The sequence below is a fragment of the Tritonibacter horizontis genome, assembly GCF_001518015.1.
Classification (GTDB): Bacteria; Pseudomonadota; Alphaproteobacteria; order Rhodobacterales; family Rhodobacteraceae; genus Epibacterium; species Epibacterium horizontis.
On the sequence record NZ_LPUY01000082.1, the window covers coordinates 22,879 to 36,412 of the forward strand.

Below are 13,534 nucleotides of genomic sequence, written 5' to 3' on the forward strand. Positions count from 1 at the left end.
AGGTCTGACACGGGCCGTGTCAGGCCCGTTTGGTCAGGGATTCAATGTTGTGCCGCAGCCGCAAGGTGAAGTGGATTGTGGTTCCGTCAGAGACATTTGCATCGCACCAGATTTCGCCATTGTGGCGTTTGGCGATCTTGGCGCAGGTCGCCAGCCCCAAGCCGGTTCCGGGTAGGTCGCTGCTGCGCTGCAACCGCTTGAAAGGTTCAAAAATCCGGTCGCGGTACTCGTCTGGAACCCCAATGCCGTTGTCGGCGATGGTGAACTGCACCCCATCGCTGAGCGTGCGAGCGCTGATATTGATCTTTGGCGGGGAGCCGCTGCGGTACTTGATTGAATTGCCGATCAGGTTTTGCAGCAGCTGCGAGACATCCGGTGGGAAGCACAGCACATCGAGATCCTGAAGATCGGTTTCGATCGTGGCATCTGAATTGGCGATATCCTGCGCCACCGCCATACAGGCCGATTCCACCAGACTTTCTGCGGGGACGGCTTCCGGCGACCCTTCGCTATGGGGGTTGATGTGGCTGGCAAGCCGTTCGATGAGGTCGGACATCTTGGTGACGGAACGCTTCATCAGGTCAAACTCGCGCTTGACCTCATCCAGTTCGCCGGCCTCGAAATCCTCGAGGATTTGGTCGCTCAGGAACTTGATAGCGCGGATCGGCGCGCGCAGGTCGTGCACCAGAACATCCGAGAACTGCTGAAGTTCCTTTTGATGTTCTTCGATCCGCCAGCGCATCCGCGCAACCTGCAGCCCATTGCCAATCATCCGGTGCAAGGCGCCGGGATTGATCGAGGATTTCGCGATATAATCGGCAGCGCCGCTCAAAATCGCGCTTTTTGCAATTTCCTCGTCGCCCTGACCGGTCATGATAAAGATCACCGAACGGGGCCAGTGACGGAAAAAGCTGGACAACAGATCCAGACCGGACACCCCCGGCAGAAGATAGTCCAGGAAGATGACCTCGATCTCCTCGCCGCTGAAGGCGAGGGCGGCATCGCCGTTCTCGGCCTCCAGGATCGTGGCAGAGGGATAAAGACTGGCAAAATGACGCCGCATGAGTTTGCGATCGCCAAGATCGTCGTCAACGATCAGTATGTTTTTTTCAACCATCCTGCGGGCTCCGAACGTCAATAATGGGCAGCTCTACAAACCGCCAGAAACTGTTCATCACCGACATCAGCTCGATGAACATGTCCCCGGCGCGGGATTTCAGGATATAGCCGGCCACATTGTTGAAATAGGCGGCCGAAATGTCGCGTTCGTCGTCCGATGTGGTCAGGACAAAGAACAACGTCTGCTTGAGCAGCGGATCCTGCCGGATTTCCTCCAGCAGCTCGATCCCGGACATTTTCGGCATGTTGATATCGCTCATGACCACGAACTGACGTGGCGGTTTTGTGTCTGTTTCGCCCTTCAGATAGGCCAGTGCGTCGACGCCATTGCGAAAGCGGATGAGCGGATTGGCGACCCGCGCCTTGACAAAAGCGCGGCGGATCGCCTTGGCATCACCATCGTCGTCTTCGACCAGGATGATCTCGACGCTGCTGGTGCGCGCCTCATGCAGATTGTCCATTATGCGGCCCGCTCCTGTTGTCCAAGGTCCTTGGGCCAACGGAATTCAAAGACCGTGCCCCGCGTGCCGTCAGACATGACGCTGATGCTGCCCCCTGCCACGTCGATGTGCTTCTTGACGAAGGCCAGGCCCATACCGCTGCTTTCAAGCTGGTCGCGGGACTGAAGGGTCTGGAACACTTCGAAAATCCTTTCGTGGTAGGCAGGTTCGATCCCTGGTCCGTCATCCTCGACACGGAAGGTCAGAAAATCGTCCTGATTCACAACATCCACCGAGATGTGGCCGACGGCCTTGTCATGATGCTTGATGCTGTTTCCGATTAGGTTAACAAGAATGATTTCGAGCGGAAGTTGGCGCATGTGGCTCTCCAGGAACCGGTCCGAGAACTGAATCTCGATGCCGTCCGGAATTTCCAGAAGCTGGAGCAATCCTTTGGCCATGGTGCTGCCAGAGACGCGGGTTTCGGGCGAGGCCACACGCCCGATCCGGGAATGCTGTAGCAGATCGTTCAACAGCACTTCCATCCGTTTGGCGCGGCTGTGCAGCAGGTTCATGCTCTCGCGCGTATCATCGTTCAGGTAGGGTTCCAGATCTTCCTCCAGCCAGGAGACCGCATTGCTGATGACCCGCAGCGGCGCCTTGAGGTCATGCGATGCGACATAGGCAAATTGGTCCAGTTCGGCGTTGGATTTCTTCAACGCGTTGATCAGCGCCTCGGACTGCCGCATGGCGGCGACCCGCGCTGTGATGTCGCGCAACATGACGATGAACCGCTGACCATCGGAATGATGGGCGTGTTGAAACGCGACCTGGACCGTCAGATCGGTGCCGTCCTGACGGGTCAGCCTGACCTCGCGCCGCAGCGGTTCGCGCCCGGCCTGGTTGCGGGCCTCCTCCAGGGTTGCCAGCGAGACCTGATCCTCGTTCTCCAGCAGGTCGATCAGGTTGCGTCCCAGAAGATCCCCGGCGGCGCGGCCGAAAATGGACTGGGCCTTGGGGTTGGCATCCTCGATCCGCCCATCGCTGTGGAGCGTCAGGACCCCCTCGGCGGCGTTCTTGAGGATCATGTCCAGCCGCTGTGTTTCCCGGATCAGGCTGTTGATCAACTGGGTAAAATTCTGCGCCAGAACGGAGACTTCGTCCCCGCCGGAAAAATCTCGGCTGAGCGGTTGCAGGGTCTGGCTGCTGCTTTTGATTTCACCAAGCAACTGTTCCAGCGGCGCATGAAGTCGCGCGGTAAAGGCATAGGCGAGGCAGGAGGCCAGTATGGTCAGGAGCGTCGCATTGCGCAGATCGCGCCGCAGCTCGGTCCAGGCTTCGGCAAAAAGGGGCTGCATATCGAGCTTGCTGATGATCTTGATGCTGAAGGGTTTGTCCGAGGTGGCTGCCCTGACTTCGGTGACAAAATGGCCCTGGCCGTGCCCGTCGGCGATCAGGTGACCCGCCGGGAGATCGGCGACCTGCATCCAGTTCGGAAAGTCCGGCGCGCCCTCGGAATGGGACAGAAAGGTCAGGTCGGCGGTTACGATTTCGGCAATCGGCGATGCGGTGTTTTCAATCGCGTAGTAGACATGGCCGATCTGGTTGGGCGGTCGCGGCCGGGTCAGCAGTTCGGAAATATGGGAGTTGAGCACGATTGCGCCCAAAAGCGTTCCGTCTGCCGCCTCGATCCGCTTCATCGAGCGCAGGGTCGGGGGACCGGCGACCCGCCCGAATTCGCGATTGCGGGTGACATTCGAAAACTGGAAATCCTGCGGCGGCGGCGCGATGAGCCGTCGGATATAGGGTTCCTGCCCCTTGGGCTGTAGCGCGGATCGGGGCACGATCCGCACCTCGTCCTGATTGCGATCAACACGAACGAATTCGCGCCAGTTGTTCTGCGGTAACAGCAGGCGGATCTGGCTGTAGGTCCCGCGGCTCTTGATCAAGCTGGCGAACAGGGTTTCCAGCCGCCCGCGCCAGTCATCCAGGGTGGATCCATCGAGGGGATCCACCTGATCTGCGGCAGCAAGGCTGCGAAAGATGCCGGAAATCGGCGGGAACCCGACGATCGTCTCCGAGTCCTGCGTCATGGCCACCAATGTTTCCTGGACATAGGTCGCATGAAGCTGGTGGTTGACGGTGATCAACTGTTCCGCATGGGTGCGGATGCGTTGCACTGTGTCGCGGTAATTCAACGTGAAAAAGAGGCTGAAGCAGACTCCGAGAACCAAGGAAACCGCGAGAGCCACCTTGAACTTGATGGACATTTGCGTGAGCGGCACGAAATTGCTCCCAGTTTACCTCGAACACACTCCGCGCCCCAAAAACACCTGGCGCGCGATACTCAGCAACACTCCAACCGGGGGACGATCCGTTATTGGATGCGTTTTCGCAATTCGTTGACCGTCAGACGGCGCCCTTCACCGACCACGCTTTCCAGATCGTCCATAAAGACCACGAGGTCTTTGGCGCTGCGTTCAAACATGGACAGGTTCGACAACAGGGTTGGATCAACGGTATCGTCGTCCCGCGCTTGCATCTTGACCGCGCGGACCCCCATCATGCTGCGCCGCAGCAGTTCGCGCATTTCCGGGCCACAGCTGACCATGAACCGTTCAAACACCGATTTCAATTCAGATTCGGAGGCGCGCGCATCGGTCAGCGCCCCGTAAAGCGCGCGGCGTTCAATGGCGGATGTCACCGATTTGATCAGCGCGTCGACCGTCAGTTCGTCCTTGACGATATAGTCGGCGCAGCCCCGGCGCATCGCCTCGACCGCGATGTGATAGTCAACGGAGGAGGTCAGCATGATCGGAATTGCGGTGACCTGTTCCTCATGCGCAAGAAGAATGCCAAGCGCATCGAGACCTGTGTCCATCCCGAGATTGTGGTCGATGAAGACAAGGTCGAAGCTTTCGATATCAAGGCATTCGCGCATTTCATCGAGGTTGGCAGCTTCGGTAAAATCGACCATCAGCCCCGCCTTGCGACAGATTTTTAGCAACCGCATCCGGTCCATTTCATCATCATCGATAGAAAGGACGTTCAGGAGCATCGGTTTTGCCCCTGTTTTCAATGGATAATCCTGAATTTGCATCTTTGACATTTCTTGACCTTTACTCATGCACAGCGGTGTGTGGTCCGCCGAACGGTGACCATCGATAACGCTTCGATATTACCACCGCTGGACTGGCGACTTCAGAGGAAAGAATTGTCGAATTGAATTAATGAACCCCTTTCAGCATCAAAATAAGAGTGTGCACTCTTCTTAAAAATGTAGCCGAACGGTGTTTTTTGCGCGATTTTTACGGCGGGTGCTGGAGAAGCCCGACCGGACCTCTCCAGCACACTCATCATGCCTCAGGCGAGGCTGGGAAGCCAGAGAACGATGGCAGGGAAGGCGACAAGCAGCGCAATCGTGGCCGCGTCGGCGATGAAAAACGGCGTGACGCCGCGGAACACATCCTGAACGGACAGGTCATCCCGCACCCCTGCAACGACAAAACAGTTCAGCCCGATTGGGGGCGTGATCAGGCAGAATTCCGCCATCTTCACCACCAGGATGCCGAACCAGATCGCGCACATTGGCCCGGACATGCCAAACGCCGAATCCGCAGCCGCGACATTTTCACCACCATTGAGCGCCATGACAGCGGGATAGACCACCGGAAGGGTAAGCAGCAGCATGCCGATGGCGTCCATGAACATCCCCAGAACCGCATAGGCCAACAAGATGCAGATCAGAATGACCATTGGCGGCGAATTCAGCGAGGCGATCCAGTCGGCAAACGCATGCGGCAGATCGGCAAAGCCGAGGAAGCGGACGTAGATCAACACGCCCCAGATGATCGTGAAAATCATCACCGTCAGTTTGGCCGTTTCCAACAACGCGTCGAGCAGCTGGCGAAACCGCATGCCCCGGAGCAAGGCAACCACAAAGACGATGAACGCGCCGACGGCGCCGCCCTCGGTCGGCGTGCCCCAGGCCTCGCCAAAGGGGTTGTAGACAAAGAAGATGATGATCACGACCACAGCCAGGATCGGCAGGGCGGGCGGCAGGGAGACGAGGCGTTCGCGCCAGGTGAAGCCGGTGACCGGCGGCCCGACGGATTTGAAAATCACGGCAATCGCGACGATCAGCCCAGCGTAAATCACGGCGGAAAAGGCGCCGGGGATGAATCCGGCCAGCAACAGCTTGCCCACGTCCTGTTCCACGATGATGGCATAGATGACGAGGATCGCCGACGGCGGGATCAACGACGCCAGCGTTCCCCCGGCGGCGACGACACCGGCGGCAAAGCGTTTGTTGTACCCGGCTGCGAGCATTTCGGGAATGCCGATCCGGGCAAAGACCGCTGCGGTGGCGACCGATGCGCCGGACACCGCGGCAAAGCCGGCGGTGGCAAACACGGTAGAGACCGCAAGCCCGCCGGGGACCCAGGCGATCCAGCGCTTGGCCGCTTCAAAAAGGGCGCTGGTCAGTTTCGCGTAATAGGCCAGATACCCGATGAGGATAAAGGTCGGGATCAGGCTCAACGCCTGACTGGAGACCTTTGAGTGGGGCACCTGACCGGCAATCTTGACGCTGATCTCCAGCGCCTTGCCGAACCGTGCCGGATCATAGCCAAAACCGCTCCAGCGCAGCCAGACAAGGCCGACAAACCCGGCCAGCGCGGCGGCAAAGGCCACCCGCATGCCGAGGACAACCAGCACCAGCATACCGCCGGTGACCCAAAGACCGATTTGGATCTCGCTCATTTGGAGTCCTCCTTGAGTTGTTCCGCCTCGGCGGCGGCCTGTTCAGCGACGGATTGGATCAGCGGCACAGCAGCAGGGCTTGCCACATTGAGCACGAAGGCGCGCCCATAGGCGGCGAGCTGCAACAGCAAGCGGGCCAGAAGCACGGCCAGCGCAACGGGGACCACCAGCTTGGATGGCCAGATGGGTATGCCGATGTCGATGGAACTGTCCCGCGAGCACAAGGGACGGGCGCAATCGAAGGACCGGTCGAAATGTGCCCAGGACCCCCAGACCAGCGCGACCACGAGGATCAGCATGCACAGGACGGTGATGAACTCGAACAGCCAGAGCGCGCGACCGTGCAAACGACCCACAAGGATATCCATGCGGATATGGCCGCCTTCCCGCTGTACATAGGACACGCCGAGGATGGCAATCAGCGGCATCAGCGTTTCGATATAGTCGACGTAGCCGGGCAGGGGGCCATCCATAAGGCCGATACTGTCGAACAGGGGCGCCAGAAAGGTGCGGTCCAGCTGTCGGCCCGCCACCGAATAGGCCGCGAGAAACATCAGGGAAAACGCCGCAAGTCCACTGAGGAGCGCCGTTGCCCGCTCGATCGGTAACAAGGTTCTGTCCAGCCTGGAAATCAGGCTGGAGTCACTGAGCACGGTCGATGAGCCTGCCATTCCTGCCCCCGTCCTTTTTGATTGTGGTTTGATTTTAGACAGATGAAAAACACGGGCCCGGACGGCGAGGTCCGGGCCCGGTATTCAATCGGATCCGATCAGCTGCCGCCGCGGTGGTCAGCCAGTGTTTTTACAACGAGGTCATAGAGCTCCTGGCCCGGCAGGCCCTGGGATTCCATCTCCGCAATCCAGTTTTCGCGGATCGGGTCGGCCGCCTTGGCGCGGAATTCAGCGATCACCTCATCGGAAAGCTCGACTTTCTCGACGCCTTTTTCCTCGAGCACTTCGTCCCATTTCTTCAGGAGCTGCCCGTAGTTGGAAAGATAGTGATCCAGCGCCTCGGGAACCGAGCTGTCGAGCGCTTCGCGTTCGGCGTCAGACAGGCTTTCATAAGCGTCGATATTGACCACAACGGGGCAGTTCACGGTGCCGGGGTTGAGGTTCGCAGTCCACCACTCGGCCCGGTTGATGGTGCCAAAGCTCAGGTGCGCGTGCTGAGCAAAGGCGACGGTGTCGACAACACCGGATTCCATTGCCTGATACGCCTCGGACGAGGTCACGGAAGTCGGGACCGCGCCAACGGCCTTGAAGGCTTCGCCGATGCCACCGGTGGCACGGACACGCATGCCTTCGAACTCGGCGAGTTCGTCACGGGGCGTGCCGGTGCCGACGAGGTTGTACTGCGGCATGGGCGAGGTCATCAGAAGTTTGGCGTTCCACTGGGCCATTTCATCGGTCGCTGCCGGGTGGTTATACACCGCGGATGAGACGGCGACTTCTTCTTCCAGGTTGGCAACGCCCAGGAACGGCAGCTCCAGTACGGTGATGACGCGGTTCTTGTCGCGGTGGTAGCCGGCGCAGAACTGAGCCATCTCAAAGGCGCCGATCGAGATCCCGTCGAGGTTCTCGCGGTTCTTGGACAGGCCACCGTAGCTGATGTTCATGGTGAATTCACCGTCGGTCTTTTCAGAGACCAGTTCGGCGAGTTTTTCGACATGTTCGGTAAAGGCCCGGCGTTTGCCCCAGACGGAGACATTCCATTCGGTGGCCATGGCCTCGGCTGCAAAAGCACATGTCAGTGTCGCGAGGGCGGTGAGCCCAAGGATATTCTTCATAAGTTTCCTCCCCTTTGCGCATCTGGTTCGCGCATTACGGCCCTAGGATCGCCGGTATGTCCCCGTTTGCCAACCCAAAATATTCCCTGGGTCATGCGCATGGAGGTGAGCCGACCAGAATTGCGCCCCATTGGGCCCTGAGGGCGGCTCACGCGTCATCTCTGGGCGGTTTTAGGTGCGAATGTTCAAAATTAAGGCGGTGGCATCGGGTTCATTTGCGGTTTTTCGGCCCGGTTTGCGGTCGTTGTCTTGAACCAGTGAAACAATGTCGCAAACCGCAGTTTCGCGTTTTTGATTCTCGCTACAACTCAGGCTGAAGAGGGGCCCGCCATTTGCAGTTGGCGGGCAAACTGGGACGCCGCTGCGAGTCTGGCGGGGCCCGAACAGCAACCAACCGTTAGCTGCCCCAGTGCAGGGCAGGCGGCAGGAGAGGCCGGAAATGAACAGCAATATCAACTCGCTGATTGCAAACCACACGCCGGGCCACGGTCTGGCACAGGCTTTTTACACCGACGCCGAGGTGTTTCAGACGGATCTGCGCGAGATTTTCTACAAGGACTGGCTGTTTGCCGTGCCGGCCTGCGAATTGGCCAAGCCGGGCAGTTATGTGACCCATGTGGTCGGGGCCTACAACGTCATCATCGTGCGGGGGGCGGACGATGTGATCCGCGCCTTTCACAATTCTTGCCGTCATCGCGGCTCCATCATCTGCAAGGCCAAGAAGGGCACCAACCCAAAGCTGGTTTGCCCCTATCACCAGTGGACCTACGAGTTGGACGGACGCCTGCTGTGGGCGCGCGACATGGGGCCGGATTTCGATGCGGGCCAACATGGGTTGAAACCGGTCCATTGTCGGGTTCTGAAAGGGTTGGTCTACATCTGTCTCGCCGAGGTTGCCCCGGATTTTGACGCCTTTGCCGCCGTTGCGGAGCGCTATCTGGCGCCGCATGATCTGGAAAATTCCAAGGTCGCCTTTGAAAGCACGATCGTGGAGAAGGGCAACTGGAAGCTGGTCTGGGAAAACAACCGCGAATGTTACCATTGTGGCGGCAACCATCCGTCGCTGTGCCGGACCTTTCCCGAAGATCCCAACGCCATCGGCAACGACAATGAGGGCGCAGGGTCGGAGATCCTGACCAAACATGTGGCGCGCTGCGAGGCCGTCGGTGCGCCCTCGACGTTCCGGATTTCAGAGCGTGGCGACTGGCGGTTCGTGCGCACGGCCCTGCTGGGCGCGGGGGAAAGCTACACCATGGATGGCAAGGTGGCGGTGACCCGGCCAAATTCGACGATCCCGTTTCGGGATGCGGGGTCCTTGCTGAAGTATCACTACCCGACGACCTGGAACCATTTTCTGTCCGATCATGCGCTGGTGTTCCGCGTCACCCCGATCAGCCCGACGGAAACCGAGGTGTCGACCAAATGGCTGGTGCACAAGGACGCGGTCGAAGGCGTCGACTACGACCTGAAACGCCTGACCGAAGTGTGGCTGGCGACCAATGACGAGGACCGCGAGGTGGTGGAATACAACCAGATGGGCATCAATTCGCCTGCCTACCAGCCGGGACCTTACTCCGTCACCCAGGAGAGCGGCGTCTTGCAGTTCGTGGACTGGTATTTGCAAACCCTGAACCGGAATGCCGCCCCCAGCGCGGTCGCGGCGGAGTAAGAGCCTATGGTCAAGAACAGCGAACGTGCGATCTGGAACGATCAGGAGCTGCTGGAATGCGTGTCGATCATCCCGGAAATGGACAACACAGCGTCGTTCACCTTCCGGGCATTGTCCGGGGCCTTGTTCGACTATGATCCCGGCCAGTTCCTGACGCTGGAGATCCCGGTGCCGGGCGGGCCGTTGCACCGGACCTATACCATCTCGTCCTCGCCGTCGCGGCCCCGCACGATCACCATCACCGCCAAGGCGCAGGTGGACAGCATCGGCACCCGCTGGATGCTGGACAACCTCGCGCCGGGCAGTCGCATCCGGGCGCTGGGGCCCGCGGGGGTGTTTTCCAACGCCGAAAGCACGGCAAAGAAATTCCTTTTTGTTTCGGCCGGGTCGGGCATCACGCCGATGATGTCGATGACCACCTGCATGTGGGACGAAGGCGACGACCTCGACGTCGTCTTCGTGAACTGCGCCAAACGCCCGTCAGAGATCATCTTTCGGCAACGGCTGGAACATATGGCCAGCCGGGTCAAAGGGCTGGATTTGAAATTCGTGGTTGAGGAGCCTGACCTTTATCGGCCCTGGACCGGCTATCAGGGGACGTTCAATCAGCTGATGCTGGGCCTGATGGCGCCTGACTATCTGGAACGCGAGGTCTATTGCTGTGGGCCGGAACCCTTCATGCAAGCGGTGCGCAACGCGCTGTCCGGGCTTGGGTTCGACATGGATCGCTACCACCAGGAGAGCTTTCACGCGCCGGTCGGGCATCTGGACGAGCAGCCCGATCATGGCGATGTGGTGCCTGATGACGACACCTCGGCCAGCATAACCTTTGAAACCTCTGGCGTGACGGCCAAAGTGGCGGAAACCGATACCGTCCTGTCGGCGGCACGGGCGAACGGGCTGAACATACCGTCGGGCTGTACCTTTGGCGTTTGCGGCACCTGCAAGATCAAAAAACTCTCGGGCGAGGTGCATATGGTGCACAACGGCGGGATTTCTGAGGATGATATCGAGGCGGGCTACATTCTGGCCTGTTGTTCCAATCCGATCGGCAAGGTGTCGGTCGAAGTCTGATCCAGCCGGGGCTGAGGGCCGTCGGACGCGGGTGGTCTGGTTGTCGCAATACATTCATATGAAGCCTCTATGGGGTTCATATGAATTTCGACACGCACATATGTTCCGGCGGGCCCACCGCGTCTGACCTCCGCGCCGCGCGGTCTGCGGAGGGTATCTGAGATGGCAGATACCAAGGGTGGCCAATCCGTTGTCCTGGAAAACCTGCGCAAGGTTTGGGGACAGACCGTCTCGCTCGACAACCTGAGTCTGGAAATCCCGGCCGGGTCCTTTACTGCCGTGCTGGGACCCTCCGGCTGCGGCAAATCAACAACCTTGCGGATCATTGCGGGGCTGGAGCCGGTGAATGCCGGGCGGGTTCTGATCGGTGGTCGGGACGTGACCCAAAAAAGCCCGGCGCAGCGCGGTCTGTCGATGGTCTTTCAGTCCTATGCCCTGTTTCCGCATCTGACGGTGGCGGAAAACATCGTGTTCGGGTTGAAAGTCGCGGGCCTGCCGCGGCGGGAGCGGGCATCGCGGCTGGCGGATGTTGCAGATCTGCTGGAGCTGAGCCCCTATCTGCACCGTAAACCAGCGGCTCTGTCCGGTGGCCAGCAACAGCGTGTTGCGCTTGGCCGGGCGGTGATTTCCCGCCGTCCGATTTGCCTGATGGACGAGCCGCTGTCGAACCTCGATGCCCGTCTGCGGGACGAGATGCGGCGCGAGATCCGACGGCTGCAGCAGGCGCTTGGGTTCACCATGGTCTATGTCACCCATGATCAGACCGAAGCAATCACGATGGCCGATCACGTGGTGCTGATGAACCAGGGCCGGATCGAACAGGTGGCCGCACCGCAGGAGATCTACCAGGCCCCGGCAACGCCGTTTGTGGCGCGTTTTATCGGCACACCACCAATGAACCTGCTGCCTGCGGCGGCTTTTGGCACGGCTCTGGGCCAGGCGCCCGACAGTCTGCGTATCGGGGTGCGACCGGAGGTGTTGTTCGAAGATCCGCAGGGGCAGATCGAGGCGCGCGTACAAGCAGTTGAATTCCTTGGCTCCGACACGCTGGTGGAGCTGACCTGCGCGGGCACGCCGATGCTGGCGAAACTGCCTGGTGCGCGCCGCTTTGCCCCCGGCGATCTGTTGCGACTGGCTGTTGCGCCCGCAGATCTGCACGCCTTTGACCTGATTGAAAACCGACGGCTGGAGGATCCGACCCTCGCCGCGCGCCTCGCAGAGGTGATGACATGAGCCGTGGCCCCAATGCGGTGCTGCGACTTTGCCAAGGCTCCCGCATTCGAGAGGGGGGCGCTCAAGGCCGGCAAGGTGCCGGTTGTGCAAGCTACGGAGAAAACCCATGCTGATGACGAAATTCAAAGCGGCCGCAGCGGCCCTGGCATTTGCCGCGGCGCCTGCTGCGGCGGATGTCGACCTGCAGTTCTATTTCCCGGTTGCTGTGGGCGGCGCTGCTGCCGACACCATCGAAGAGCTGACCGCCCAGTACATCGCCGAAAACGAAGGTGTGAACATCGAGGCGATCTATGCCGGGTCCTATCAGGATACGGTTGCCAAGGCGCTGACGGCGGCGCGCGGCGGCAATGCCCCGCAACTGTCGGTCATCCTGTCGGTGGATATGTTCACCCTGCTGGACGAAGACCTGCTGTTGCCGTTTGATGACTTCGCCACCAGCGAAGACGACAAAGCCTGGCTGAACTCCTTCTACCCGGCGTTCATGGAAAACTCCAAAACCGATGGCAAGACCTATGGCATTCCCTTCCAGCGCTCCACCCCGGTGCTGTACTGGAACAAAGAAGCCTTCGCCGCGGCGGGTCTGGACCCGAACACCCCGCCGACCACCTGGGACGAAACCATCGAGATGGGCAAAAAGCTGACCCTGCGCGATGATGCGGGCAATGTCTCGCAATGGGGTGTGCGCATTCCGTCCTCCGGCTTTCCCTATTGGCTGTTCCAGGGCCTGACCACCCAGAACAACGCCATTCTTGCCAATGCCGATGGCAACGAAGTGAACTTTGACGATCCCAAAGTGGTCGAAGCACTGCAATATCTGGTGGATCTGTCCAAGGAACATGAAGTGATGGCGCCGGGCATCATCGAATGGGGCGCGACACCAAAGGCATTCTTTGAGGGGCAGACCGCGATGATGTGGACCTCGACCGGCAACCTGACCAATGTGCGCGACAATGCGCCCTTTGATTTCGGGGTGGCGATGCTGCCCGGCCATGAGCGGCGCGGCGCGCCCACCGGTGGCGGCAATTTCTACCTGTTCAAAGGCGCGTCCGATGAGCAGGCCAAGGCGGCGTTCGATTTTGTCAAATGGATCTCCGAGCCGGAGCAATCTGCGAAATGGACCATCGCCACTGGCTATGTCGCCCCGCGTCCGGCCACATGGGACACCGAGACGATGAAATCCTATGCGGCGGATTTCCCGGCGGTTCTGGTGGCCCGCGATCAGCTGGAACATGCAGTGGCAGAGCTGTCCACCTATGAAAACCAGCGCGTGACCCGTGTGTTCAACGACGCATTGGCCGCTGCGATCACCGGTCAGAAAACCGCCGAGGCGGCGCTGAAGGATGCCCAGGCTCAGGCCGACGAGATTCTCCAGGCCTATCGCTGAGGCGCGCGATCAAGACCTGCGTGCCGCTCCGGATCGGGGCGGCGCGCAGACCCACAAACAAGGCCCAG

At 60.0% G+C, this 13,534-nt stretch carries 11 protein-coding genes; 4 read left to right on the forward strand and 7 right to left on the reverse strand.

Translation table 11 applies throughout. The features are described from left to right. Window positions 1–19: 19 nt before the first annotated feature. The 7 genes from TRIHO_RS16035 to TRIHO_RS16065 form a co-directional block, all read right to left on the reverse strand. Window positions 20–1,117, reverse strand: a complete 1,098-nt coding sequence (locus TRIHO_RS16035) for a sensor histidine kinase (RefSeq protein WP_068245857.1) — start codon at window positions 1,115–1,117, stop codon at window positions 20–22. Further along, window positions 1,110–1,580: a response regulator gene (locus TRIHO_RS16040; RefSeq protein ID WP_068245860.1), complete on the reverse strand. Its 471-nt coding sequence runs from the start codon at window positions 1,578–1,580 to the stop codon at window positions 1,110–1,112. Before TRIHO_RS16040 ends, TRIHO_RS16035 begins: the two co-directional genes overlap by 8 nt. Beyond that, window positions 1,580–3,844: a sensor histidine kinase gene (locus tag TRIHO_RS16045; protein ID WP_232367812.1), complete on the reverse strand. Its 2,265-nt coding sequence runs from the start codon at window positions 3,842–3,844 to the stop codon at window positions 1,580–1,582. The genes TRIHO_RS16040 and TRIHO_RS16045 overlap by 1 nt, the downstream gene beginning before the upstream one ends. Before the next feature lie 92 nt (window positions 3,845–3,936). Further along, window positions 3,937–4,668, reverse strand: coding sequence for a response regulator (locus tag TRIHO_RS16050; protein WP_068245866.1), 732 nt, complete (start codon window positions 4,666–4,668; stop codon window positions 3,937–3,939). Between the two features lie 254 nt (window positions 4,669–4,922). Further along, complete coding sequence (locus TRIHO_RS16055; protein WP_068245869.1) at window positions 4,923–6,320, reverse strand: TRAP transporter large permease; 1,398 nt, start codon at window positions 6,318–6,320, stop codon at window positions 4,923–4,925. Beyond that, window positions 6,317–6,991: a TRAP transporter small permease subunit gene (locus TRIHO_RS16060; protein ID WP_068245872.1), complete on the reverse strand. Its 675-nt coding sequence runs from the start codon at window positions 6,989–6,991 to the stop codon at window positions 6,317–6,319. The genes TRIHO_RS16055 and TRIHO_RS16060 overlap by 4 nt, the downstream gene beginning before the upstream one ends. A 98-nt stretch (window positions 6,992–7,089) precedes the next feature. Next, entirely contained in the window at window positions 7,090–8,106 is a 1,017-nt protein-coding gene (locus TRIHO_RS16065; protein WP_068245875.1) for a C4-dicarboxylate TRAP transporter substrate-binding protein, read from the reverse strand. Between the two features lie 439 nt (window positions 8,107–8,545). Between TRIHO_RS16065 and TRIHO_RS16070 the strand changes: the two genes are divergently transcribed. From TRIHO_RS16070 to TRIHO_RS16085, 4 genes are all read left to right on the forward strand, one after another. Then, window positions 8,546–9,775, forward strand: a complete 1,230-nt coding sequence (locus TRIHO_RS16070) for an aromatic ring-hydroxylating oxygenase subunit alpha (RefSeq protein WP_068245878.1) — start codon at window positions 8,546–8,548, stop codon at window positions 9,773–9,775. Window positions 9,776–9,781: 6 nt separating this feature from the next. Beyond that, complete coding sequence (locus TRIHO_RS16075; protein WP_068245880.1) at window positions 9,782–10,849, forward strand: hybrid-cluster NAD(P)-dependent oxidoreductase; 1,068 nt, start codon at window positions 9,782–9,784, stop codon at window positions 10,847–10,849. 162 nt (window positions 10,850–11,011) lie between these two features. Then, entirely contained in the window at window positions 11,012–12,082 is a 1,071-nt protein-coding gene (locus TRIHO_RS16080) for an ABC transporter ATP-binding protein (protein WP_068245883.1), read from the forward strand. Window positions 12,083–12,188: 106 nt separating this feature from the next. After that, window positions 12,189–13,466, forward strand: coding sequence for an ABC transporter substrate-binding protein (locus tag TRIHO_RS16085; RefSeq protein ID WP_068245886.1), 1,278 nt, complete (start codon window positions 12,189–12,191; stop codon window positions 13,464–13,466). Window positions 13,467–13,534: the final 68 nt, after the last annotated feature.